The sequence below is a fragment of the Streptomyces sp. NPDC006879 genome (genome assembly GCF_042869595.1).
GTDB lineage: Bacteria > Actinomycetota > Actinomycetes > Streptomycetales > Streptomycetaceae > Streptomyces.
Genome location: NZ_JBIAGC010000034.1, coordinates 41,851 through 66,566 on the forward strand (window position 1 = coordinate 41,851; position 24,716 = coordinate 66,566).

At 69.3% G+C, this 24,716-nt stretch carries 19 protein-coding genes, 1 tRNA gene and 1 pseudogene; 13 read left to right on the forward strand and 8 right to left on the reverse strand.

The annotated features are described in order from the left end of the window. Positions 1 to 210: 210 nt before the first annotated feature. Both ACFYMC_RS22310 and ACFYMC_RS22315 read right to left on the reverse strand, forming a co-directional pair. The gene (locus tag ACFYMC_RS22310) at positions 211 to 1,113 is read right to left on the reverse strand and encodes a helix-turn-helix domain-containing protein (RefSeq protein ID WP_388528106.1); all 903 of its coding nucleotides are present in this window, start codon (positions 1,111 to 1,113) and stop codon (positions 211 to 213) included. 290 nt (positions 1,114 to 1,403) lie between these two features. Then, complete coding sequence (locus tag ACFYMC_RS22315) at positions 1,404 to 2,168, reverse strand: GPP34 family phosphoprotein (protein WP_388528107.1); 765 nt, start codon at positions 2,166 to 2,168, stop codon at positions 1,404 to 1,406. Between the two features lie 187 nt (positions 2,169 to 2,355). Between ACFYMC_RS22315 and ACFYMC_RS22320 the strand changes: the two genes are divergently transcribed. Next, positions 2,356 to 4,824: a D-alanyl-D-alanine carboxypeptidase gene (locus ACFYMC_RS22320; protein ID WP_388528108.1), complete on the forward strand. Its 2,469-nt coding sequence runs from the start codon at positions 2,356 to 2,358 to the stop codon at positions 4,822 to 4,824. Between the two features lie 113 nt (positions 4,825 to 4,937). Further along, positions 4,938 to 6,761, forward strand: coding sequence for an MFS transporter (locus ACFYMC_RS22325; protein WP_388528109.1), 1,824 nt, complete (start codon positions 4,938 to 4,940; stop codon positions 6,759 to 6,761). Between the two features lie 216 nt (positions 6,762 to 6,977). Here ACFYMC_RS22325 and ACFYMC_RS22330 read toward each other — a convergent pair whose 3' ends face one another. Both ACFYMC_RS22330 and ACFYMC_RS22335 read right to left on the reverse strand, forming a co-directional pair. Further along, complete coding sequence (locus ACFYMC_RS22330; RefSeq protein WP_388528110.1) at positions 6,978 to 7,178, reverse strand: hypothetical protein; 201 nt, start codon at positions 7,176 to 7,178, stop codon at positions 6,978 to 6,980. An 87-nt stretch (positions 7,179 to 7,265) separates the two neighbouring features. Beyond that, positions 7,266 to 7,952, reverse strand: coding sequence for a hypothetical protein (locus tag ACFYMC_RS22335; RefSeq protein WP_388528111.1), 687 nt, complete (start codon positions 7,950 to 7,952; stop codon positions 7,266 to 7,268). 316 nt (positions 7,953 to 8,268) lie between these two features. Here ACFYMC_RS22335 and ACFYMC_RS22340 point away from each other — a divergent pair, with 316 nt between their 5' ends. From ACFYMC_RS22340 to ACFYMC_RS22390, 11 genes are all read left to right on the forward strand, one after another. Then, a complete protein-coding gene (locus ACFYMC_RS22340; protein WP_388528113.1) occupies positions 8,269 to 9,552 on the forward strand; it encodes a CapA family protein in 1,284 nt (427 codons plus the stop codon). Between the two features lie 180 nt (positions 9,553 to 9,732). Further along, entirely contained in the window at positions 9,733 to 12,003 is a 2,271-nt protein-coding gene (locus ACFYMC_RS22345; RefSeq protein ID WP_388528135.1) for a cache and HAMP domain-containing protein, read from the forward strand. Positions 12,004 to 12,009: 6 nt separating this feature from the next. After that, positions 12,010 to 13,557 carry a poly-gamma-glutamate synthase PgsB gene (pgsB, locus tag ACFYMC_RS22350; protein ID WP_388528115.1) on the forward strand — a complete coding sequence of 516 codons (1,548 nt, stop codon included), beginning with the start codon at positions 12,010 to 12,012 and terminating at the stop codon, positions 13,555 to 13,557. Continuing rightward, the gene (locus tag ACFYMC_RS22355; protein ID WP_388528117.1) at positions 13,554 to 14,036 is read left to right on the forward strand and encodes a poly-gamma-glutamate biosynthesis protein PgsC/CapC; all 483 of its coding nucleotides are present in this window, start codon (positions 13,554 to 13,556) and stop codon (positions 14,034 to 14,036) included. Before pgsB ends, ACFYMC_RS22355 begins: the two co-directional genes overlap by 4 nt. A gap of 57 nt (positions 14,037 to 14,093) precedes the next feature. Next, entirely contained in the window at positions 14,094 to 15,167 is a 1,074-nt protein-coding gene (locus tag ACFYMC_RS22360) for a C40 family peptidase (RefSeq protein WP_388528119.1), read from the forward strand. Between the two features lie 408 nt (positions 15,168 to 15,575). Beyond that, entirely contained in the window at positions 15,576 to 17,108 is a 1,533-nt protein-coding gene (locus ACFYMC_RS22365) for an amino acid adenylation domain-containing protein (RefSeq protein ID WP_388528137.1), read from the forward strand. Continuing rightward, positions 17,105 to 18,490: a hypothetical protein gene (locus tag ACFYMC_RS22370; RefSeq protein ID WP_388528121.1), complete on the forward strand. Its 1,386-nt coding sequence runs from the start codon at positions 17,105 to 17,107 to the stop codon at positions 18,488 to 18,490. Before ACFYMC_RS22365 ends, ACFYMC_RS22370 begins: the two co-directional genes overlap by 4 nt. 26 nt (positions 18,491 to 18,516) lie before the next feature. Beyond that, positions 18,517 to 19,290 carry an enoyl-CoA hydratase-related protein gene (locus ACFYMC_RS22375; RefSeq protein ID WP_388528122.1) on the forward strand — a complete coding sequence of 258 codons (774 nt, stop codon included), beginning with the start codon at positions 18,517 to 18,519 and terminating at the stop codon, positions 19,288 to 19,290. 225 nt (positions 19,291 to 19,515) lie between these two features. After that, on the forward strand, positions 19,516 to 19,755 hold the full coding sequence (locus ACFYMC_RS22380; RefSeq protein WP_388528124.1) for a hypothetical protein: 240 nt from the start codon (positions 19,516 to 19,518) through the stop codon (positions 19,753 to 19,755). A 620-nt stretch (positions 19,756 to 20,375) separates the two neighbouring features. Then, positions 20,376 to 20,786: a VOC family protein gene (locus ACFYMC_RS22385; RefSeq protein WP_388528126.1), complete on the forward strand. Its 411-nt coding sequence runs from the start codon at positions 20,376 to 20,378 to the stop codon at positions 20,784 to 20,786. 117 nt (positions 20,787 to 20,903) lie between these two features. Beyond that, positions 20,904 to 21,341, forward strand: a complete 438-nt coding sequence (locus ACFYMC_RS22390) for an integrase (protein ID WP_388528127.1) — start codon at positions 20,904 to 20,906, stop codon at positions 21,339 to 21,341. A gap of 149 nt (positions 21,342 to 21,490) precedes the next feature. On the opposite strand, the gene ACFYMC_RS22395 is transcribed toward ACFYMC_RS22390, so the two are convergent. The 4 genes and pseudogenes from ACFYMC_RS22395 to ACFYMC_RS22410 form a co-directional block, all read right to left on the reverse strand. Next, positions 21,491 to 21,563, reverse strand: a tRNA-Arg gene (locus tag ACFYMC_RS22395). Between the two features lie 137 nt (positions 21,564 to 21,700). Continuing rightward, on the reverse strand, positions 21,701 to 21,955 hold the full coding sequence (locus ACFYMC_RS22400; RefSeq protein ID WP_388528129.1) for a hypothetical protein: 255 nt from the start codon (positions 21,953 to 21,955) through the stop codon (positions 21,701 to 21,703). 84 nt (positions 21,956 to 22,039) lie between these two features. Then, entirely contained in the window at positions 22,040 to 24,250 is a 2,211-nt protein-coding gene (locus ACFYMC_RS22405; protein ID WP_388528139.1) for a LuxR C-terminal-related transcriptional regulator, read from the reverse strand. Positions 24,251 to 24,298: 48 nt separating this feature from the next. Next, positions 24,299 to 24,604: pseudogene (locus ACFYMC_RS22410) on the reverse strand (ATP-binding protein); the annotation flags it as partial. Between the last annotated feature and the right edge of the window lie 112 nt (positions 24,605 to 24,716).

Below are 24,716 nucleotides of genomic sequence, written 5' to 3' on the forward strand. Positions count from 1 at the left end.
GGTGGGACCCTTGGATCCCGGTGTGGCGGGTGCTTTTCTGCTAGCGCCGGCCAATTCCTTGCTGGCCTGATCGACGCTACTCGCCAACTTCCCGGGGTGGAGTAGTCGTTCACTCAACTGGATGGCATATTCCATGAGAGTCTTCCGCAGTCATGCGGTCACGGTGTACGGTGCGCAACCCACATGAACGGCAGGGTTCCTGGTGGTGAATTAGTAGCCCTTGTCGGCTTTGTCCGCCCTGCCTGTGTTGTCTGCGTTGTTTGAGTACTCCTCTGCAATGCGGGAAATGAACCGCCGAGTGTCGTCCACATTCAATGCCTGGGCTCGCAGGTGCTCGTACATGACGCTGTACTTCTGGACGTCGTTGGCCTTTTCCAGATACAGGTCGCTGGTTACGCCCTCGATGTAGACGACCGTCGAGTCGGAGGCGTCCGGGAACTCCAAAATGGCGTACTGCCCGTTCACCCCCGGGTGAGCGCCCATCTCGAACGGCATCACCTGGACAGTCACGTGGGGCATCTCCGACTGAGCTATCAGATGTTCCAACTGCCGGACCATCAACCGCTCGTCACCCACGCGCCGGCGCAGTGCCGCTTCGTCGATGACCACCCACAGGCGCAGGGGCTGTTCGGGCGCGGCGATGCGCTCCTGGCGGCGCAACCGCACCTGGACGCGCTTGTCGATGTCCTGCGCGGCCGTTTCCGGCAGCGCGCCGCGGATCAGGGCCGCCGCGTAGTCCGGAGTCTGGAGCAGTCCGGGCACCACCTGGGGCTCGTAGACCCGAAGCGATGCGGCGTCGGTCTCCAGACCGATGTACACGCTGTACGGGATGTCCCCGAAGGCGTGCCACCAGCCCTGCTGGCGGGAATCCTTGGCCATCTGCATCAGCGAGTCGACCAGGCGCCGGTCCTCGACCTCGTAGACCTCGCACAGGTCGCGGACGTCGCGCTGACTGATGGAGCGACGGCCGTTCTCCAGACGGCTGATCTTGGACTGGGACACCAGGAGTCGTTCGGCGACCTGCTCGGCCGTCATGCTCTTCTCCTCGCGGAGCCTGCGCAGCTCCATGCCCAAACGGCGGCGTCGGACGGTGGGATTGACATTGGACGCCACGTGAACGGCACCTCCGGCTGCTCATTTGTGATCCCTCTGTGTATCTACTGGTCAGCAGACTGCCACCGAAGGGCCGGACGGCGCCGGAAAACCGAGGTGAAACCCACCGGGGCGCACATGCGAACGCGCGGGGCGGTGAACCGGACGACCGGTTCACCGCCCCGCGCGCCAGTGGCTCCCGGGCCGCGTCCCGTGGGACGGCGGCGCCGCGGCGGGTGCGTGCGGTGCCAAGCGGTCCGCTGGTCGGGCGTTCGCACGTGGAACGCCCGAAACCGCCGGAACGCCAGGGATCAGTGCGCCGCGGCGCGGACCATGCCGCCCCGGCGGGGCTGCATCGGGACCGCGTTCACGGGTGGCCCGGCGGTCGCCGGAACCGCGGCCCGGGAAGCGGACGGGCGTCCGCTGGGAGCCGTGGCGCGGCGCGGCTGTGCCGCTACCCCGTTCTGGACGTCCATCACGGCGTGCGCCACGAGTCCGCCCATCGGGTCGTGCCTGATCAGGTCCCGGAGACGAGAGCGGGAGGACCGCCCCTCGTTGCCCGGGTAGAGGTGCTTGCCGAGACCGACCGCATGGGCCAGCGCGGCGAGCGCCGCGGTCCGCGGGTCCGGCGGTACGCCGGTGCGGATCGCGTTGTCCAGCCGGGTTCTGATCTCCCGACTGATGGCCGTGTCCGTCGCCTGGTAGCGAGTCGTCGGCAGCACCCCGCACATCTGTCCCTCCACGGCATGGACCATGCCGCACCGTTCGAGATGCGAGAGATACGTCTGGCGGAGCCCCAGTCGGGGTCCACCGATCCAGTGGACGGCGCGCACCGGGCTGCCGCGTCGACGCAACAACTCCAATGCGGAGTCCAAGGTCGGATCTCCTGTCGGCCGTGGCATCACCACGGCGATACGATCCCCATCTGGGGCTATCCGTCCCGCCAGGGCCAGCTCTACTAGCTGGGCCCCGGCAAGGCCGAGGTCGAGCGACTGCGGCTGCGCCGTGGTTCCCGTCGTCGGGTCCAAGGCGAGCAACAGAAGCTCTTCCGGAAGTGTTCTGCGGCTCCTGCCCATCCATGCCTCCCCGCGTGGATGAATGACAGGGTGACCCCTCTCACATTCATCTGTCGAGGGTGCCTGAACGCTTTGTGGGGGAACCAGCTGCTATGTCGTTCTCGTCTAGCACGGGGGCGATGCCCCCGAGACGGGACACTGGAGACGGTTCGGACAGCTAGTGCTGTACGTCGATCGAGGAGGAACGGTGGCGGGCGAGTCCCCCGACAAGTCGGAACAGCAGGAATCGTCGGGGGCGGCGACGACCTCACGAGAGCGGGATCCGCGCCTTTCGGTCTTCCGGGCGTCCTCGGGCTCCTCAGGTGATCAGCCCGAAGAGCGCGGTACCGGGGCAGCCGACGACGCCACGACCCCCGCGAGCACGGTGTCCACCGTCGCCCGCGGGGAGGCCGCCCCGGTCGCGGGGGAGGAAGCCGACGAGGCCGACACCGAAGCCGCGACGGATGCGGCTGCCGACCCGGACGGCGACACCGGCACGGGCACCGACACCGGATCTGACGACGCAGGCGGTTCCAGCGACGCCGATGGTTCCCCGGAGGCGGAGCCCGACGCCGGCTCCGTCGATGCCGAACCCCGCCCTCGCGTTCGCGGGGCCGGCGCCGGCGAGGAGGGCCCCGGGGTACGACCCGCGCAGGCGGACGCACCCGAGGGCGAGGACCGCGAGACGCCCCCGGCGGGTGCGGACCCGCCCTCGCGGGCGGCGCGGGACGCGGGGAGCGCTGCGGGCAGGTCCGCCACGGGCGGATCCGGGGTACAGCTCCGGCGCGCGGGAGAGGGCGGCGCGAAGAGCGTCGGCGACCCCCGGCGCGTGGCCGACGCGGCGCCGGCCGACGGCCCCGCCACGGACGGCACCGGCGCCGAAACCCCCGAGGTCGGGGGCCGAGGGCCGAGCGAGGCCGCCGAGGAGGACTGGTTCGCCCGCCCGGGCAGGGCGAAGCCCGCCCTCGCAGACGATGCGGGTGCGAAGGGCGACCGGCCGGAGTCGGATCGCACCGCGGTACTGCGCACGACGCCGAAGCGTCCCTCCGTCGATGAGACCACCGTCTTGCGGACGGTGCGGCCGGGCCCGGCGGAGCCCGCGGTGGATGAGCCCACCGCCGTGTTCAAACTGCCCAAACCCCCTGGTGAAGCGAAGCCTGACGCAGCCGAGACGACCGCGGTGTTCCGCGCGCCGACGCCGCCGGCGGTACCGAAGGAGAGCACCTTCGTCCCCCTGCGCGAGGAGGGCTCGGGCGCCGCGCCGAAGTCCGCGGCCCCCGCCGCGACCCCCCGCCCGGCAGCCGCTGCCGGCACCGCGCAGGAGGGGCCCGCGACCGGGCGGCCAGCAGCCGCCCTCGACGGCACGGAACGCACCCGGCAGCAGCCACTGCCACCGCGTCCGCCGCTCGACATGCTGGCGGAACTGACCAACAATCCGCCTCCGCCGCCCAGCGCCCTGCGCACCACCGCGCGCCGGATCAAGATCTGGACCCCCCTCGTGGCGCTCCTCGCGATCGTCTTCGTCGTGGTGCAGATGGTGCGCCCGCTGCCGGCGCCGACGCTCACGATGACCGGTGACTCCAGTTATGTGTTCGCAGGTGAGAAGCCCGAGCTGTCCGATCCCGTGATGGGCCAGTCCTATGTGGCCGCCACCGGGCTGGGGATGGTGGATTCCTACGGCGAGCAGAAGCCGGTGCCCATCGCCAGCGTCACCAAGGCGATGACCGCCTATGTGATCCTGCGCGACCACCCCTTCAAGCGGGGGCAGAAGGGCGCCATGATTGAGGTCGACAAGACCGCCGAGACCGAAGGCCAGTTCGACAAGACGGACAAGGAGTCGACGCTCAACACGGTCAAGGAGGGCGATCGGATCAGCGAGTACGACGCGATCGCCGCCCTGATGATCCCGTCCGCGAACAACATCGCGCGGCTGCTTGCCCGCTGGGATTCCGGTAGTCAGGAGGCGTTCGTCAAGAAGATGAACGACACCGCCAAGGAACTCGGCATGACCAACACCACGTACACGGACCCGTCGGGTCTGGACGCGACCACGGTCAGCACGGCGGAGGACCAGGTCAAGCTGGGGCTGGAGCTCGTGGAGATCCCGGTCCTCAGGGACATCACGCGGATGCAGCGCTGGACCGACCCGTCCGGCACGAGGTGGGACAACTGGAACACCCTCACGGCCGACCCGACCGTCCTGGGCATCAAGACCGGCAGCACCACCAAGGCCGGTGGCAACCTGCTCTTCGCTGCCCACAAGATGATCGGTGACACCGACCAGTTCGTGGTGGGCGCCGTACTCGCCCAGCACAGCGTGCCGATTCTCGGATCCGCCATCGCGGCCAGCAAGAAGATGCTGGACGAGGCGAAGGACAACCTCACCGGTGCCAAGGCGGTCAAGAAGGGCGATGTCGTCGGGTTCGTCGACGACGGCCTGGGCACCCGGGTGCCGGTCGTAGCGACCGAGGACGTGGAGGTCGTCGGCTGGCCGTCCCTGAAGGTGGACATCGAGCTGAAGGGCAACGGAGCAGCCCTGCCGCACACGGCCGGGGCGGGCACCGAGGTCGGGGTGCTCACGGTCGGCGAGGGAACGAGCCAGGTGAAGGTGCCGGTGGCCCTCCAGGCCGACCTGCTGGAGCCCTCCTTCGGTAGCAAGTTGACGCGGATCGCCTGATCCACATCCGATGTGCCCCGGCACTCCGGTCAACTCCGGGGCGCCGGGGCGCGTCCAGCACGATGCGGGCGTGATGCGCCGCAGTCGCCCAGCAGGAGACGGGGAGAGCCGTTGTGACGACCACCGAGCGCAAGCCGTCGGACGGGTCCGCGGCCGGCGCCGTGCCATCGGGCTCGGTGCCGCCCCCGCCCGCTCCCGCCCGGGTGAAGGTGCGTTCGGCTGTCGGGGCGCTCGATTTCGTACGAAGGCATCCCATCGCGGTCTCGACGGCCGTCGCCGGGGTGGCGCACCTCGTGTGGTTCTTCCTCTTCGCGAACAGCGGTGGTGACCTCGCGGCCCAGGACGCCTGGGCCGAATTCGCCGGACGCCACCCCGATTCCGCGTACAACCTCGCCTGGTACGGCGGGATGCACCCGGTCTCGTACAGCGTCGTCTCGCCCTATCTCATGCACGTCCTCGGTGTCCGCACCACCATGATGGTCGCCGGCACGGTTTCGGCGGGCTTGCTCGCCTTCATCCTGTGTCGCTGCCGCGGTGCGGTGCGCGATCCGCTGGTGCCGTCCCTCGCCGGGGTCTTCGCGCTGCTGTGCAACGCCCTTTCCGGCCGGGTCACCTTCGGGCTCGGCACCATGTTCGCGCTCGGAGCGGTCGCCGCCGTCTTCGCCTGGCCGCGGGCGAGCACCCGGATACGCTGGGCCAAAGCCGCCGCGGCAGCCCCGCTGGCGGGCCTGGCGACTGCCGCGAGTCCGGTCGCCGGGCTCTTCCTCGGGGTGGTCGCCGCCGCGTTGTTCCTCAGCCAGCGACGTCCGGGCGCCTATGCCCTGGGGCTCGCACCGGTGGCGGTGGTGGCGCTGTCCGCATGGCTCTTCCCCTTCTCCGGCACACAGCCGATCTCGGTCGGGTCGGCCTCGCTGCCCTTCCTCTTCGCCGTCCTCGTCTTCTTCCTCGTCCCGAAGAAGTGGAAGACGGTCCGGATCGCCGCCGCCGTCTACGGGCTGGGCGTACTGCTGACCTGGCTCGTCGATTCGCAGATCGGGTCCAACGTCACGCGGATGGCGATGCTGTTCGCTGGAGTGGTCCTGATCGCGGCCCTCCCGTACACGGTGCCGCGTTCGCGCCGCTGGTACGCGCTGGTGCTGGCTTTCGCGGGGCTGAACTTCTGGATCGGCTTCAAGGGTGTGGACGACGTGGTGCGGACCACGCCCGTCGCCGCGTGGACCCGGGAACTGGCACCGCTGGTCGACCAGCTCCAGCGGGTGGGCGCCGAGCGGGGCCGGGTGGAGGTGGTGCCGGCCAAGAGCCACCGGGAGTCCTCCGCGCTCGCCCCGTACGTCAACCTCGCCCGCGGTTGGAACCGCCAGGCTGACATGGAACGCAACCCGCTCTTCTACGAGGAGGGCCTGGACGCAGCCAGCTACCGACAGTGGCTCGACCGTTGGGCGGTGCACTACGTGGTGCTGCCCGTTGGTGACACCCCGGATTCCGGAGCGGGTGGGGAAGCGAAGCTGGTGGCCGCCGGACTGCCCTACCTACAGCAGGTGTGGGCGGACGCCAACTGGCGCCTGTTCGAGGTGCGGCAGCCGACCCCGCTGGCCGCGCCGCCGGCGAGCGTCACCCGAGCGGGAGCGGGAGAGCTCGTGGTGGAGGTGCCGCGGCCCGGGCGGGTGCTGATCCGGATCCCCTACTCTCCCTGGCTCGGGCTCGTCGACGAGCAGGGTGAGGGGGTGGAGGCACCGCGTGAGACGCAGGAGTCCAAGGACCGGGACGAGGACGAGCCCCGCTCCTTCGTCAACGAGAACGGCTGCCTGCGGGCCCACCCGGACGAGGCAGGGGACCACTGGACGGAACTCCTGGCTCCGCGACCCGGCCGGTACCGGCTGGCCGCCCCTTACCAGGTGCCGCGCGGAACGCCCTGCCCGGACGAACTGAGCCCGTGACGACCGCGGGCGCCCGCTCCGTGACCGTGGGTGGACCCCGGCCGTGCCCGGGACCGGGGCGGGTCCGCGGTCAGGCCGTGGTGCTCCGGGTGGAGCGGCGTCCCGCCCGATTCCTCGCCGGGCCGTGCGGATCGGCCGGATTCGAGGGCCACCTCGTCGCGCGGTGCGCGGCGCCGCGCGCCGCGCGACGGTCCGTCGAGGATCGCGGGACGGTCCTCAGCTGAGCCCCTTGGTTCGCTCGCCGATCCGATCTCCCTGGGGGGAGCCGGCGCGCTTGAGGTCCGCCTTGGTGTGGGCGCCGCCCTTGACCTTGCTGTGCAGGGGGCCGGCGTAGCCGTGCCGGGGCCCTTCCGGGGCCTTGGGGTGGGGCTGGGCCGCCGCGGCGGCCAAGAGGTCCTGCTTGCGGTCTTTGCTCATCCCGTCCTCACTCCCTGGGGAAGCATCCTTCTGGACAAAACGGATACTAGGCAACATACCCCTGCTGGCGGATTGGCGAGAGTCCCCTTACTGCGCCACGGATGGAAGCCGGGCAGTGCCCTCCGGCAGGGAGGACCAGTGCCGAGTCACCGCCGACACCGCCTTCGCCACCTCGTCCTGCCGCTCCTGATCGAGGCGAACCTCACGGCTCAGCTCCAGGTGCAGGAAGGGGAGGTCGTGGTCGGCTGCGACGGTGCCCTGCTTGTTCTCCCGTCCTGCCAGCTTGCAGGGGCGGGCCCAGGCGGAACACACGGCCAGGCCGTTCGCCCTCAGCTCCTTCGCCAGCCTGCGGCCCTCCTTCACCGCGACCTCACCCTCCCCGGTCGACGCCACGGCGTCGTACATGGGTACGGAGGAGTTGGCGAACCCGTGGACCTGGATTCCGGGCAGTCCGCGCCCCATCAGCTCCTTGATGACGGCGTGGAAGACGGTGTCCGTGCGGTGAGCCATGTCCGCGGCGTTGCCGCGACCAGCGGCCCGGTGAGCCCCGGCCAGCACCATGACCCCGCCGGGCGAGGCCCGGAGGATGCGTACTCCCAGCCGTTCGGTGTCCTCGTCGGCCACCGGGTGCGGCACCTGGACCGACCAGCGCGGGTGGGCGTCCAGGTCCAGGTAGATCCGCCCCCACCCGCGGGCCCCTCCGCCGTGGCCCACCGCGGCATCCCTGACCTCCGCGAACCTGCGCCCGCTGATCCGGTCGGTGACCGTTCCCACTGCGTAGTCGACCTGGGCGAGCTCTCGTTGAGCGAGGGCGGTATCTCCCTCAAGGAGCGAGGAGATACCCTGAGCGACTGCAAAACGTTCTTCTCGGGTTGGTGGCCGATACCCTGATCGTTCACTGAACCCTGTTGTGAATTGGATGATCCGCGCCTCGAGGTCGATCCCCGTGGGTGTGGAGGGTTGGGCCACGGGCGGCTGCTCCGTACGCGGCCAGGTCCACCAGAGGGCAATCCCCGCCGTCAGGGTGACGATTGCCATGACGGCCCCCAGGGCCGTCTTGGCAGGTATTCGTTTCACGGAGGATGCGCTCATGGTCCGACGAAAATACAGGAGGAAGAAGATCGCCCCCCGATCCGGCGCACGCCGAGGTGCTCGCTCCCGCACCCGGCCCGGCGTCATACCCTCCACTGCCCTCACGCTGGCTCTGACCGGCTCGCTCGCAGGGTGCGGGCTGCTCGGTGGCGACGGCGACACGGCCTCCGGTGCCGGTGGTGGACGCCACTTCAGCCTCGCCGCCAGTGGGGACATCCTCGTCCAACCCCAGCTCGTCGATCAGGCGGCGAAGGACGCCAGGGTGGCAGGGACAAAGGGGTACGACTTCGACAAGATCATGGCGGGCGTCAAGCCGGTGATCAGCAAGGCGGACCTCGGAATCTGCCATCTCGACCCGGTTCTGGGCAAACCGGATGGGCCCTTCCAAGGTCACCCGGACTTCCTGGTGCCGCCGCAAATCACCACGGCCCTCAAGAAGGTCGGGTACGACAGCTGCTCCACCGCCTCGACCCACACCCTCGATCACGGTGTGGGCGGTGTGAAACGAACCCTGGACACCCTGGATTCGGCCGGTATCAAACACACCGGTTCCGCCCGCGACCAGGCGGAGGCGGGGAAGCCCCTGATCCTGGACGTCAAGGGCGTCAAGGTTGCCCAACTCTCCTTCTCTTCCTCCTTCAACGGCCGGGACGCGCCCAAGAGCAAGCCGTGGCTGGTCAACAAGCTCGACTTCGACAAGATCGCCGCTGCTGAGAAGGCCGCCCGCAAGGCAGGTGCCGACGTCGTGGTGCTGTCCCTGCACTGGGGGCGCGAACAGCAGTCCAACGCCAGCAAGTGGCAGATCAGCATGGCCCACAGGATCGCCACCGAGACCGGCGTCAACCTCGTCATCGGTCACCATGCGCACGTGGTCCAGCCGATGGAGAAGATCGCGGGGACCTGGGTCGCCTACGGGCTCGGCAACCACCTGGCCCGCCATGAGGTTCCCAACGGGTTGACCGAGGAGGGCGCCATCGGCTGGTTCGACTTCACCGAGAAGGGCGGCACCTGGGACGTAAGGGCCCGCTTCGCGCCCACCCTGGTCGAGATCCCCCCGGACCTGACGAACGAGCCGGACGCCGTCGAGGGCGCCACCGTGGAACAGGCGACCCCCGTCAGGGAATACCGCGTGGTGGACGTCGCAACCGCACTTCGCCAGTCCGGGCTCAGCCCCGAGTTGCGCTCGCGCTACCAAGTCGCGTTCGAACGCACCCAGGGCACGGTGCTCAACCGCGGAGCCGCCAAGGACGGTCTTCAGCCACTCCAGGGACTTCCGGGCTGAGCGCCGCGGGCGCCGTCGACCACGGTCCTGCTCGCCCCCGTAGCATTCGCAAGGTCGATCGAATCGACCTGACGCACGACCTGTACCACCCCGGGAAGCCGGGATCCGATCCAGGAGAGGAGCGCCGTTGTGGCCGCTTCGCGCACGAAGCGGCGGCACAAGGTCCGCCGAAGGGCCGACATGTCACTACTCGGTGGCATACGTCCGCCGATAGCCATCTTGTCGGCCCTGCTGTTGTGTCTAGCCGGCATCACCGCACTCAGCCTGGGCAGCGTCCGTGAGGACAAGCTTCCCGAGGCCGTGATGACCTCGCAACAGCACTTCGCAGAGGACGGCGCGATAGCTTTGCGCGCTTCCCTCGACGAGAGCGTCACCGACCTGAGCCGGGCCGCCGCGCTGTTCTCCGCCGGCGACCCCGTCGCTCCCGACGCCGTGCTCGACAAGGTCGGACGCGTCTACCAGAAGTGGCGCGGTACCGCGATCATCGAGATCAGCTCCGGATCGCTACTTGCCGCCCGCGGTGAGAACCTTCCCCTGAAGGCCATCGACCGCACCAAGCTGTCGGGCGAGGAAGGCCTCGCCCCCCGCATGATCCGGCTGCAGAACGGCGAGACCCGACTGCTCTCCTTCGCCCTGCTGTCCTGGCCGGGCAAGCCACAGCAACTACTCGTCGCCTCCAGCTCCCTGCGCTTCCCCGGCATTAGCCTCGGTGAGTTCCGTGCCATCGCGGTCGTCGACCCCGAAGGCAACGTACTCAGCAGCGACGGCATCCCCGAGCCGGAGCAGGTCAAGTCCGACGCCGAGCGCTCGGACGTGGCCCGCGACACCAAGCAGCTCAACTCCTTCGCCAAGACCGCCGCCCAGAAGGGCAAGAGCCACCCCCTGAAGGTCAAGGAACCCGGGGCCGGAGGCTTCCCCGGCGTCAGCGGCAGCCTGTTCGGGAACTCCCACGCCGGCGAACGGGCCGCCGCGGGCTACGCCACGCTCGCCGGACCCGAACCCGGTGTCGGCACCACGGCCACCAGCCTCGGACTGACCGTCGTCGCGATGGTCAACGTGGCCGAGGACGGCCGGGCGGCCTCTGACGCCTTCTTCGGCCTCGTCGCCGCCGGAGCGCTCCTGCTGCTGGGCGCCCTGGTGGTCGCCCTCCTCATGGGGACCGTGCAGCGCCCGCTCCTGGCCCTTTTCCTGGAGAGCCGCCGCCTGACCCGCGGCGATCTGCACCGTCCGGTGTCCGTCCCCCGCAGCGGAGAAGCCGCCCGCATCGGATACGCGCTGGAACGCCTGCGCGGCCAGCTCCTCGGCGGCCCGCACAGCACCGCCGACGCGCCCACCGCCCGCGGCCTCAGCCGCGCGGGCGCCCGTAGCCTGCTCGCCGTCTGTGCCGTGCTGCTGCTGTGCTGGTGCCTGCCGCTCGGCCTGTTCGTCAACCGTGCCGGCTCCGACGTACTGGTGCCCCAGCAACTCGTCAACGACCAGCGTGAACGCACCGACACGCTCAACGACCGCATCCGGCGCGCCCTCAACGAGGGGCACGCGGACCTTCAGTCCGTCGCCTCCGCGATCGGGAAGGACACCTCGGCGGAGCAGATGCAGGCCGTGTTGGAGCGCACCGCCACGGAGCACTCCCGATACCAGTCGCTGTACGTCCAGGCCAAGGACGGCGAGGTGCTGGCCAAGGCCGGGACCAAACCCGAATCCGCCAACGGCAAGGGGCCCAGCCAGGTTCCGGTGCGGCTGTTGTCCACCAACAGCAAGGAGCCGGTGGTCGTCGGCACCGCTGAGATCTCCGGCCGTCCCGGCGCCGCGGTGGTGGGAGAGTTCCGGATCGACTTCCTCAACGCTCTTCTCAAGCGCCCCGGCCTCGGTGAAGTCCGGGTCGTGGACTCCGAACACCGGGTCATCGCAGCCAACAACGGGTACCAGGCCTTCGAGAAGCTCGACGACGACCGGTTGACCGCGCTGGTCGACGGATCCGCCCTCAAGGTGGGTCAGAACCCGCACCCGGGCAGCATCCTGTTCCGCAAGGGCGATGACAACATCATCGCCGCGGCTGCGCCCTTCATCGGCGGCGGCGCCGCCAAGCCCTTGTCCTGGACGGTGGTCAGCTGGCAGTCCGCCAGAGGGCTCGCGATCCCCGAGTACCGGCTGCAGAACCGCACCATGCTCGCCGGTCTGCTCGGCCTCGCGGCCGGCGCGGCCTGCCTGGGATGGCTCTACATCATCGTGGTCCGCCCGCTGCGGGAGCTCGCCCGCCGGGCCGAGGCGCTGGCCGACGGAGACCGCCGCACGGTCCTGTTCCCGACCCACCACGACGAGGTCGGCGCCGTCACCCGAAGCCTTGAGATCATCCGCCAGCAGTTGCAGGAGCAGCGCAAGAAGGAAGCCGCCGCCGGTGCCCCGGGCCCCGGCGCAGGTGGCGCTGCCCGCTCCACGGCCGGAAGGAACTGAACCGCCGTGCTCTTCCTCTATTCCGTGCTGGTCGTCTGCTGCGTGATCCTGCTGACCGCGGGCATCGTGGAACAGCGACGGCACTTCGCCAACCTCGAAGAGATCCCGACCCGGGTGCTGGTCAACGGGATCCGCGGCAAGAGCTCCATCACGCGCCTGTGCGCGGGCGCCCTGCGCGGTGGCGGGCTCGTGACGGTGGCCAAGACCACCGGCACCGCGGCCCGCTTCATCCACCCGGACGCCACCGAGGAGCCGGTCTACCGCAAGTTCGGCATCGCCAACGTGGTGGAACAGATCGGCATCGTGCGCCGGGCCGCCGCCTACCACCCGGACGCGTTGGTGATGGAGTGCATGGCCGTGATGCCGGCGCTCCAGGAGATCAACCAGTCCAAGCTGATCCAGTCGACCATCGGCGTGCTGTGCAACGTCCGTGAGGACCACGTCGCCGAAATGGGGCCGACCCTGGATGACATCGGCCGTTCGCTGTCCCGCTCGATGCCGCACGGGGGCATCTGCGTCACCGCCGAGAAGGACCGTTTCCACATCCTCCAGCAGGAGGCGGACGCCCGGGACTGCAAGCTGATCTACGCGGACCCCGACATGGTCACCGACGAGGAACTGCGTGGCTTCAGCTGGTTCACCTTCAAGGAGAACGTGGCGATCGCCCTGGTGGTGGCCGAGCTCCTCGGGGTGGACCGCAAAACCGCCATGCAGGGCATGTACGACGCTCCGCCGGACCCCGGCGTGCTCTCCGTCGAGCGCTACATCGCCCCCGGTGAGAAGCGACTGCGATTCGCCAACGTCTTCGCCGCCAACGACCCCGAGTCGACGCTGATGAACATCAACCAGCTGCTCGACCTCGGCGCGATCAACCGCCCGCTGAACGTGGTGATCAACTGCCGCCCCGACCGGGTGGAGCGCAACGGCCAGATGGGCCAGATCGTGCCCGACCTCAAGCCGGACAAGGTGTTCGTCATCGGCCACCCGGCCAAGAGCGCCATCGACGCCATCCCCGCCGAATGGCGTGACCGGGCCGTGGACCTCGGCGGTGACGGCCGCGACGGCGAGGAGTTCATGCACGAACTGCTCGGCCACCTCGGTGCCGACTCCTCCCTGGTGGCGATCGGCAACATCCACGGCCAGGGCGAGATCCTGCTGGAGCACCTCGCCGAGCTCCCCTCCTTCGAGGAGGAGCCCAACGCTGCCGACCACCCGCGCCACGACCAGACGATGGCCCTGTACGTCAGGCACGTCGACCCGTACGCGAACATCCCGGCGGCGCGGGAGCGGATGCTCACCACCGCCGGCATCCCGATGGTCCAGCAGCAGTACGCACCACAGCAGCAGTACGCCCAGCAGCTGCCCCCGCGGCAGCCGGGGTACCCGCAGGCCCAGGTGCCGCAGCAGCGTCCGCCCGCCCCGTGGCCGCCGTTCCAGCAGGGGCAGCCGCAGCAGCACCCGAACGCCCCGTACCCCAACGAGCAGCACCCCAACGAGCAGTACGCACAAGACCCGTACCCGCAACAGTGGCAGAACCCAGGAGAGCCCCGTTGATCCCCGCCGTCCTCACCCCTGAGATCGCCGCGATCGGCATCGCGCTCGGCCTGCTCTTCTCGCTGATTTGCTACCTGACCACCAACCTTTCGCCGGGCGGCATGATCACCCCCGGTTGGCTCGCGCTGACCCTGGTCGAGGACCTTCAGCGCGCCGCGATGGTCGTGGGCGTCACCGTCCTGACCTACGTGTCGACGCTGCTCGTCCAGCGGTTCGTGATCCTCTACGGCAAGCGGCTGTTCGCCGCCGTCGTACTCATCGGCGTCCTGTTGCAGGGCACGCTCGTCATCGTCCTCCAGATGGAGTTCCCGCTGCTGTACGCGAACCAGACGCTCGGCTTCATCGTCCCCGGCCTGATCGCCTACCAGCTGGTCCGCCAGCCCAAGGGCGCGACCTTGATCGCCACTGGTTCCGCGACGCTCATGACCTATGTCGTGCTGACCGCCGGCATCCTGCTCGGCGTCATGCCGCAGGCCTGATCCCGCCACAACCCCCTGACACCGACCCGCCAGTCCCGCCACCGTCCGGAGCATCCGATGACCGCCTCGCCCAAACGCAAGCGTCCCGTCCTGCACGCCGCCACCGTGCTCGCGCTGCTGGCCGGCAGCGCGTACTTCACCGTCGAGCTGCGTAAAGATGAGCAGGCCAAGGCGCCGGCCATCCAGGCCATCACCGACCGGCCCGCCGAGGGTGGGGCCAAAGCCCAGAGCGGCGAGCAGAAGTGGGAGCGGCTGAACTCCCCGGGGCGTTCGGTGCTCCGTGGTGGTGGCGGCGAGGTACTGGCCACCTTCACCGACGGCGCTCGCACCGCCACCCTCACCGGCCCCAGCCGCACGTTCACCGAGCCCGCCAACACCAAGGCCCGGGTGGTCACGGAGAACTGGGTGCGCCTGATGCCGGAGGAGTGGCGGGAGGGTGCCGAACGCGAGCAGTGGTTCAAGGACTGGTTCAAGGAGTACCAGGGCAGCGAAGAGGACGACATCTTCGCGATGGCCTTCCAATACGGGGACCAGGCACCGGTGAAGAAGGACGCGGACGGCGTCCCCTACGCCGGTGACGCCAACTTCGGCCCGTTGAACCCGAACGGCAGTGTCGGCAACGACCTCCGCCTGGAGGAGTCCGACTTCTTCGACTACCTGGGCATTCCCTACAACTTCCGCAACGGCACCACGCTGCAGCCGGAGCAGATGCGCTACCGCTCGATGGACTGCTCCGGTTTCGTCCGCACGGTCTTCGGTTACCGCGCCCGCTACCCCCTGGCGCCGAAGGACGGCGCCGGCGACGGCCTGCCGCGCACCGCCAACGGCATGGCCCGCTCCGACGTCGGAGCCGACATCCTGCCGCTCAAGGGAATCACCCCGGACGACCGGCCGACCAACATCGACGTTCTCCAGCCGGGCGACCTGGTGTTCTTCAAGCTGGACGCACGTACCAAGGAGCGTCTCGACCACACCGGCATCTACATGGGCGCCGACACCGACGGCCACAAGATCTTCATATCGAGCCGGGAAGAGGCCAACGGCCCCACCATCGGGGACAAGGGCGGCACCTCCCGACTCGACGGCAACGGCTACTACGCGACGACCCTGCGCAGCGCCAAGCGACTCTGAGCAGGAGGGCTCCGGCCCCTACCCAACGAAGCCCCTCAGGTGGACCTGAGGGGCTTCGTGCTTGCCCGGACACGCCCTCCGCAGCCCGCCCCCGACGCACGCGCCCCCTGCGCGGAGCACCGCCCGTGAGGCCGGTGGGCGCCCGCCGTTTCCTTACCGAACTGTGACGCCGTCGAGTCTTCGCACACGTATGCGCCCTCGCCGGGGTTAGCTCGGAGTGGAAGAAGGCGGCCCCGCACGGCCGCCGCTGCCACCCCTCAGTGTCTGGGAGCCAGGATGACCCGTCAGCTGTTCACGCCACCAACTCCGGGAGACACAGCCGCGGACGCGCCCCGCCCGGTGAGTGTCGTCCCCACCACGGCGACCGTCCTGCCCCCGGCACCGGCGAGACGCTGGAACACCGAGCCGATGACGCACCTCTCGGACCAGGAGCGCCGCCTGGTGCAGCTGTTCGGACAGGGCCCCACCCAGGCGCCGTCCCATCAGAGCGTCCACCGGGCTTTCGAGGAGCAGGCAGCAGCGCACCCCGAGGCCGTAGCCGCCGAACACCGGGGCGATGCCCTCACCTACCGGGAGCTGGACCGCCAGGCCAACCGGCTCGCCACCCACCTCATCGCCCTCGGCGTGAAACCCGGAGACCGGGTGGGCCTGTTCGTCCGACGGTCCCTACCGATGCTGGTCGGCCTCCTGGCCACGCTCAAGGCGGGCGCCGCCTACGTGCCGCAGGACGCCGCCCTCACGCCCCGCGCCCAACTGGAACACGTCGTCCACACCGCGGGTATCACCGTCGTCCTCACCCAGAGCGCCTACGAGAAGCGGATTCCACTGCCCGAAGGCGGCGTCCTGATCGCGGTGGACCAGTTCACGGCGCACCAGGGGCGAGACGCCGACGCGGGCCCTCCCGCCCCCGCGATACCCAGCAACCCGGAACACCCCTGCTACGTCCTGTTCACCTCGGGGACCACCGGCACCCCCAACGGGGTGGCGGTCACGCACGGCAACGTCACCAACCTCCTGCTGACCTCGCCCGGCGACCTCGGAATCCGCCCCGGATGGCGGGTCGGCCAGATCCTCAACATCGCCTTCGACATGGCTGCCTGGGAGATCCTGGCGTCCCTCAGCCACGGCGCCACCCTGCTGATCCGGGGCGAGGACATCGCCGAGACAGCCGCCCGGGTGGACGTGCTCATCGCCACCCCGACCGTCCTCGGATCCCTCGACCCCGCCGCGTGCCGAAGGATCCGGGTCGTCGCCGTGGCCGGAGAACCCTGCCCCCGGCCCCTCGCCGACCGCTGGGCCCGCACCTGCACCTTCTACAACGGTTGCGGGCCCACCGAGACCACCATCGTCAACACGATGCAACGCCACGACCCTTCGGCCGTGCGCCTCACCATCGGACGGCCCACCCCCAACAACACCGTCTACGTCCTCGACGAGAACGGGCGGGCCTGCCCACCCGGCCAGGTGGGCGAGATGTGGGCCGGCGGGGCCTGCGTATCCGCCGGATACCTGGGCGATCCCCACCTCACCGAAACGCGGTACGCCCCCGACCCCTTCCTCGGCGGTACCCGCAAGATGTTCCGCACCCGCGACCTCGGTCGATGGACCCCGGACGGACAACTCGAACATCTCGGCCGCACCGATGACCAGGTGAAGGTCCGCGGGTTCCGCGTCGAACTCGACAGCGTCTCCGCGGTCCTTGAACGAATCCCCGGATGCGAACGGGCCGTCACCCTCAAACTGGACGAGCGCACTCTGGTGTCCTTCGTCTCCCCACTGGACGTCCGACCGGAGAGCGCCCGCAGGGCCGTGGCCGAAGCCCTGCCGTACTACTGCGTACCGGCCGTCGTACACCCCCTGGCGGAGCTCCCCGAGACCAACCGCGGCAAAGTCGACAAGGCCGCCCTGCGCCGGCTGCTCACCCAGGGGGCAGCGGCATGACCCCATCTCGCTCCGTGGCAACGCCCGTTGCCGCCCACGCCGCACCACAGGCCGAAGCGGTAGGCACCGCAGGACCCCCGCCCGCCGCGCCCCGGCCCCCCGTGCCGGCACCGGCTGTCCCCGAGCCGCTGCCGGCGCCCACCCCCCTGCTGCGCCGGATGCTCAAACACCCCCGGCTCATGCACCACAACCGGCTGGCCGCGCTGGTGCTCGCCGCCAACGCGGTGGTCCTCCTACGAGCCCTGCCCGGCGGAATCGCGACCCACACGATCTCCCACGCGGTACTCGCCAACTTCGCCCTGGCGATCCTGATCCGCCAGCAGTACGTGATCAATCTGCTCTTCCGGATCGCCACCGCGGCCCCCACCAGTTGGCCGCTGAGGATCCGTTGGACGCTCGCGAAGGTCTACCACTTCGGAGGGCTCCACGTAGGCGGCGCCCTCAGCGGCACCCTGTGGTTCATCGGCCTGGTCACCGCACTCACCGTGCGCGGAGCGCCTGCCGACACGCTGACGGTGACCTATGCGCTCGTGACCCTGCTCGTGGGAATCGTCAGCACCGCGCTCCCGCGCTTCCGGGCGCGCTTCCACGACCACTTCGAGAAGATCCACCGTTTCGGCGGCTGGGCGGCACTCGCGCTCTTCTGGGCGCACACGCTCACAGCGCTGCGCGATCGCCAAGAGCCCCCGGCCACCGCCCCGGAGGTCTGGGTACTGGCCCTGCTCACCTTCAGTGTCGCCCTGCCCTGGATGCGGCTGCGCAAGGTGCCCGTCACCCTCGACCGCCCCTCCTCACATGTGGCCATCGCCCGCTTCGACCACGGGCACACGCCCTTCGCGGGCTCCTCCACCGCCGTCAGCCGCCGCCCGCTGCTGGAGTGGCACTCCTTCGCCAACGTGCCCACCCCCGGACACAGCGGCTTCCGCCTGACCATCTCCCGGGCGGGAGACTGGACCGGCGCCTTCATCGACGACGCACCCGACCACGTCTGGGTCAAGGGAATCACCACCGCCGGTGTCGCCAACATCGAAACCCTCTTCACCAAGGTCGTCTACGTGGCAACCGGCAGCGGTATCGGCCCCTGCCTGCCGCACCTCCTCGCTGCCAAGGTGCCCGCCCGGCTCGTCTGGGCCACCCGCTCACCCCGCGCCACCTACGGGGACGTGCTCGTGGACGAGATCCTCGACGCCCAGCCCGACGCCCTGATCTGGGACACCGCCGAACACGGCAAGCCCGACATGGTCCGGCTGGCCCACGCCGCCCACCGCGACTTCGGGGCCGAAGCCGTCATCTGCATCTCCAACAAGAAGCTCACCTGGCAGGTGGTCCACGGCCTCGAACGCCTGGGCATCCCCGCCTACGGCGCCATCTGGGACTCCTGACCCCATCCCGAACGAGAAGAGGAACCATGGACCACCAGCATCTGAAAGTCGAACGGCACGGCAGGGTCCTCACCGTCCGCCTGCACCGGCCAGCCGTACTCAACGCCCTGAACGGTGCCTTGCTGCGCGAACTCCTCGAAGTGCTCCAGCCCCTCGATGACGACCCCGAGACCGGCTGTTTCCTCCTCACGGGATCCGAGCGGGTCTTCGCCGCAGGGGCGGACATCAAGGAGATGGCGGGCAAGAGCGCCCAGGAGATGTTCGCCGAGGACTACTTCGCCGGCTGGGAGGCGTTCACGGCGCTGCGCACCCCGAAGGTGGCGGCGGTGTCCGGCTACGCCCTCGGAGGTGGCTGCGAACTCGCCATGATGTGCGACCTGGTGATAGCCGCGGACACCGCGGTCTTCGGACAGCCCGAGATCAAACTTGGTGTCATCCCCGGAATCGGCGGTACCCAACGTCTGACCCGACTCGTCGGCAAGGCCAAAGCCATGGACCTGATCCTGACCGGCCGCACCATGGACGCACAGGAGGCCGAACGATCCGGGCTGGTCTCCCGAGTGGTCCCCGCCGAACGGTTGTTGACCGAGGCCACCGAAGCTGCCCGGACCATCGCCGGCCACGGCAGGAACGCCGTCATGGCCGCCCGCGAGGCAGTCGACCAAGCCCTCGAAGTCGGGCTCCGGGACGGCATCCGCTTCGAACGCCGTTCCTTCCATGCCCTGTTCGCGACCCTCGACCAGAAGGAGGGCATGGGAGCCTTCCTCGACAAGCGCCCTCCCGAGTTCACCGGCCACTGACCACTGACCGGACCGAGCAGCCGGCTGCCCCTACCGCCCGTCCTGGCCCGGACCGCGAGAGGGCAGCCGGAGTCCGAGGCGAGGGTCGGCGCGTACCGCGCCACCACGAACCCGTACGCAGAAGCGATCCTGTGCTGACATTTTTCCCAGGTTGTGGTGAGTCAAGGGTGAACACCTCCTCAGTTGGACGACCTTGCGCACCAGCCGTTGTAACCTGCGCCCGAGATGACCACCGACTTCGCCGAAGAAGCCCGCAGCCGCACCGCGCGCCTACTCCGGATGGCGGCCACCCCCGACGACCGGGTCCGCGCCCGCATCGTCGAGTACGCCACCAGCACCCCGGACCCACCCCTGATGGGCCCTCACGGAATCCAGACCACCGGGTGCACCCGGTGCCGGCGCACCATGTGGCGCCAACGTGACCTGTGGGTCTGTTCGTCCTGCGGCCACGTGGAGGACGCCTGAGTCCGGCATTGCTCCGGAGCATGCGGTGTTGGGCCGAACCCGGTCTGGAAGGGGGTCCCGCGCGAGCGAGCGAAGTCACAGGCACTGCCCGGCCAGACCGTCAGGGCCCGGCCCCGGTCACGGTGGCCTCGGCCCGGCGGGGCCACGGCGCAGACCTGAGACACCTGAGCCGCTCGGAGCTCGACCTGGACTCCGAGCAACCCGCCACCCTCCCTGACGATGGGAGCGCCCCCCTTTGATCGGGGTCGCTCTCACGGCTCTCCGGCATGGAGCAGTCCCCTACGCGAGGCGACTGGTCCGAGAACGTCGAGATCATGGCGGTCGCAGGGCAGTTCAGGAAGCCTTGTCCGCTGGCCCGAGCTCCTGGGCGAAGGTCGGGTCGAGGGTGTGGTGCTCCTTCGAAGGGCAGTCGTCCCAGGCTTCGTCGAGGTCGGTTTCCTCGTCCCCCTCGGGCTGGGACAGGGCCTGGTCGTAGTAGTACTGGTGTCACCGAAGAGAGGAGCTCCTGGCAAGCCAACTCGGCATGCAAAGCGGCTCCGCCGAAGTCCGCCGCTGATCCGCACCTGCGGGAGGAACCTGACCGCCCCTGGTGGGACACGGTCTTGTGACAAGATCGCGAGATGCTGCGACTCACCGATTTCATTATCGACTGCCCGGACACGATGAAGCTGGCGGCTTTCTACTCCGAGGTGACGGGCCGTCCGATCAAGGAAGGCAGCTCCGAGGACTGGGCTGGCATCCAGTTCGGCGAGATCGAGCTGGCATTCATCCGGGTGGCCGACTACCGCGCTCCGCAGTGGCCCGACAGCGAGCACCCCAAGCAGTTCCACCTCGACTTCGAAGTGGACGAGATCGAGTCCGAGCAGCGCCGCGTCCTCGACCTCGGCGCGACGCTGAGGCAGGACTTCATCGGCCCCAATGGCTACGGCTGGCAGGTCTACACCGACCCGATCGGTCACCCCTTCTGCCTGTGCCGCAACAAGGGCGTCATCTGGACCGACCAGGGCCCGGTCTGGCCCAGGCGCAACTAGTCAGCCGCCCACTTCCTCACCCACCGCTCTCCCCAGTCCCCACGCGAGCCCCTACGGACCGCACCGCGTGCGGTGCCCCCTCCAGCCCGCTGCCGGCCGATCCCCCGCCGGAGGCATGTGGCCTCGCTCCGCCGCCGGGGCCTCGACCTGAGCCGCTCGTGGTTCTGGTCCGCCGGGCCCAGTCCGGAGCTCCAGAACGGCAAGCTCGCTGACAAGGCACCGAAGTCCGCCGCCGGCGTCCGGCCGGTCGTCTTCCCCGCCGAACTCGTCCCCGAGCTGGCCCACCACCTGGAGCACTTCGCTGCGGCCGGGCAGGACGGCCACCTCTTCCAAGGGCCGCCCCGCGGCGGGCTGCTTCGGCGGAGCATCCGCGACGACTGGACGACTGCCCGTACAGCGGCTGGCGTCCCCGGGCACATGCACTTTCGAGTCCTCTGCCACACCGGGAACACCCCGGCCTCCAGCGTCGGGGCCGGTACGCGTGAGTTGATGACGCTGATGGGGCACAGCACGACCCGGGCCGCTGATCTACCAGCACATGCCGAGCTACCGTGATCAGCACATCGCGGGCAAGCTCGGGCAGACGATCCGCCAGGCCCGGAAGGGCAAGGACCCGCCGCCTTCTGGCACCTAGGTGGCACAGACGCGATCATGCGAAGGGGCCAGCTCCGGGGAATGCCCCTGTGAGCTGGCCCTTCGTCTTGTGCCCCCGGCAGGATTCGAACCTGCGACACCCGCTTTAGGAGAGCGGTGCTCTATCCCCTGAGCTACGAAGGCGGGGATCTGGTGGAAATGTGTAGGAAATTGCGACAGAAGTCGCGATCTCGGACACGTTGGTCCACGGATCCAGTGGTGCGCCAGCGGACTGGCACGCCGCCGCCAGTGTAGCGGGTGGGGGTGTGCAGGCGCCGACCTCACCCCTGCCGTGCCGAGGGCCGTGACTCCATCCATGCGTGAACGCGCGGGTATCCCGTCTCGGTGGCCAAAGGCCCGTCGTCGTACGCCCGCCGGGTACTGCGGGACAACCCTTGGGTGTTCTCGCTGGTGGTTCGGCTGATCATCCGGCGGCGCCGGGCGGGCTCGGTCCGGCGTTCGAGTGGGTTGGTCGACTGGATCTTCTGCCGGTGCTGGCTGGGAAGGTTCGCGAACGCGGTCAGGCCCTCCTTCACCTTCCGCGGCGCCTGCCGACCGCTGCTCGTCCCGTCGCCTCAACGTGCTCGTCGCCACCGCGACCGTTCTTCATCCGTGAAGGCTCACGGTCGGCGGGGCCCCGTGAGTCCCAGGGCGCCCGCCAGGTCCCTGCGGCTGGTCACTCCGAGCTTGGCGTAGATCTTCTGGAGGTGGTTGTCGACCGTCCTGGTCGAGATGTAGAGGGTCTCTGCGATCTTCTTGCTGCTCGCTCCTTCGGAGGCGAGGAGAGCGATCTCCTTCTCTCTTGTGGTGAGTGGTGGGGTCCCGGCGCCAGCGGCCAGCAGCAGGGGCGTGCGCGCCCCCTGGCATTGAGAGGCCAGCGCCATGGCGCGCAGTGAGGCGGCCGTCGCCTCCCGGCTCCCCCCGGCCCGTTGCCAGGCTGCAACGGCAGCGCTTGCCGCTTCGGCCGCGAGGAGGCGGGCACCCATGGCTTCCATGTCGTCGGCCACCTGCATCAAGGCGTCCGGGATTTCTTCCGCCAGGGCTACGACGAACCTGGCCCGTGCCGCGGTGAAGGCACCGTCACAGCGGGCGGCCAGCTCGGTCAGCCGGCTGGCGACCTGTTCGGCTTCACCGAGGCGCGCGAGGTCCGTCAGCAGGAGCACCTCCGAGACGAGGTGCCCCGTACTCCGGGCCAGGCCTGCGGCGGTATGGAGCACGACTCTGGCCTCCCCGAGGCGGCCGTTCACCACGTGGACCCAGGCTTCGCCCAGAAGTTCCTCACCGGACAGGAAGCCGCTGGACTGAAGCTGTCGTCCAGCCGCGGCGGCTTCTTCGGCCGCCTCCCTCTGCCCGCTCAGCGCGGCAGCGGCGGCGAGTCCAGCGAGGTACAGCTGGGAGTTGGGTCCGTGCCCGAGCGTGCCGGACACCGCAACTGCTTCTGAGTACCAGCGCGAGGCGTCGAGGGGGCGCCCCGCAAGCCATGCGGTCCGGCCGAGCTCGTGGGCGACCCACAGTCCGGTGGGAGACGGAGCCGCGAGCAACTCCTCTGCCGCGCGCTCCCCAACGGCTCGGCTCTCTTCGAGGCGTCCGCTCTCGGACAGGGCGAGCATCAGGGGTGCGGCATGAACCGACGGGTGAGGCAGCAGGGTGTTTTCGTCGATCTTGCGGTGGGTTTCGTAAACGAGCTCGGCGAGGGGAGTTGAGGCCTTCAGCTCGCCCAGGAGTGAAAGTCCGGTCGCTTTGACGTTCGCACCCAGCAGCCAACGCTCGGCGTCCACTGTGTGGATGGGCGCGTCCGGCCAGTCCCGTACCAGTTCCATGCCTTCAACGGGCCGTCCTGAGACGGTGTTCACGGCGGCTTCGAACATCCGTAGTTCGTGCTTGGAATCCTGCGTTGTCGCCGCAGATTGGGCCGCGGCGATGACCTCGCGGACTTCCTCGCGGCGGCCCCAGCAGAACAGGTTGAACACCCGGGCGGCCACGGCGGCCTGCTTTTCCTCCGGGTTTCCTGCCGACCGATCCGATTGCGCCAGCATCTCTTCGGATTCCTCGAACCGACCCAGATGTGCGAGGGCGGAGCCGAGCTGGATCCTGCTGCGGGAAGTGTGGGCGTCCGGACCCAGTGCGCGCAGAAGCCTCACCGCGAGCTCGACCTCTCGTCCGTGCAGGGCAAGCGTCGCCGCCTGGAGCAGCATGGCCGGCTCGGCCATGCCTGTGGCGGCCAAGCGCCATGAGGAGAGGTCCAGTGCGTCTCCTTGTCGCTGGGCGCCGCGCGTCTCGACGAACCGGACCTGGTCGAGGAGGATGCGCCTGCGTCGCAGCAGCGGCACATCGGCCCGCAGGGTCTCCGCGTAGAGCGGGTGGGTGAGCCGGACGCGCAGGCGTTGCTCGTCCTGGATGACGTGGATGAGTCCGGCTTCTTCCAGGTTGATCAGTACGGCGGAATCCGCAAGTGCCTCGCAGGCTGCCAAGGAGACGGTTCCGCATACGGCGATGGCTTCCAGCACGGGTTGTCCCGCAGGGCCTGCTGACGCCAGGCGTTGACGAATGAGCTCTCGCAACCTGAGGGTGGTCGCGGTGTTGTCGGTGTCGATTTCCCAGATGCCGTTGTGGGTGATGGCGCCCTTGTCGAAGGCTCCGAGCACCAACTCCCTCAGGTACAAGGCGTTTCCGCCGCTCGTCTCGAACAGGGCGTGCGCGGTGCGTCGGGCGGCGGGGCCTTGGAGCACGCGCTGGAGCAGCACTTCGACCTGCTGCCGGCTGAGTTCCGGGAGGTCGATGCGTAGGGCCCGGTGGTTGCGGTGAAGGAGGGCTGTGACCGCTCGGTTCATCGGTTCGCCGGGCCTGACGGTGCCGATCAGGAAGAGGGTCCTGCTGTGCAACAGCTGGCCTATCAAGGTGGCGGAGGCGCTGTCGAGGTGGTGCATGTCGTCCACGAACATCACGAGCCGCTGCCCGTCGGGCGGGGCCAGGCTCCGGGCCACGGCTGCGTAGGCCTCCACGGGGCGGGAAAGGTCGAGTCCCGCCGGCAGCAGGTGGGCGAGAGCGCTGAGAGAGAGCTCGGTGGCCCCGGCGTGTGTCACGGCGGTGAGTATCCGAATGCCGCTGGATGCGGCTTGTTCGAGGTGTTCTTCGACCAGCCGGGACTTACCGCACCCAGCAGGGCCGTGAATGATCACCTGGCGGCATTCCCGATCGTCGAGTGCTTGATGCCCCTATGTTCGTCAAGCCGCGGTCGTGAGGGTTGACGGGTCATCAGGGCGCTGGTGGCATACGATCATGTCGGTGCGTATCAGC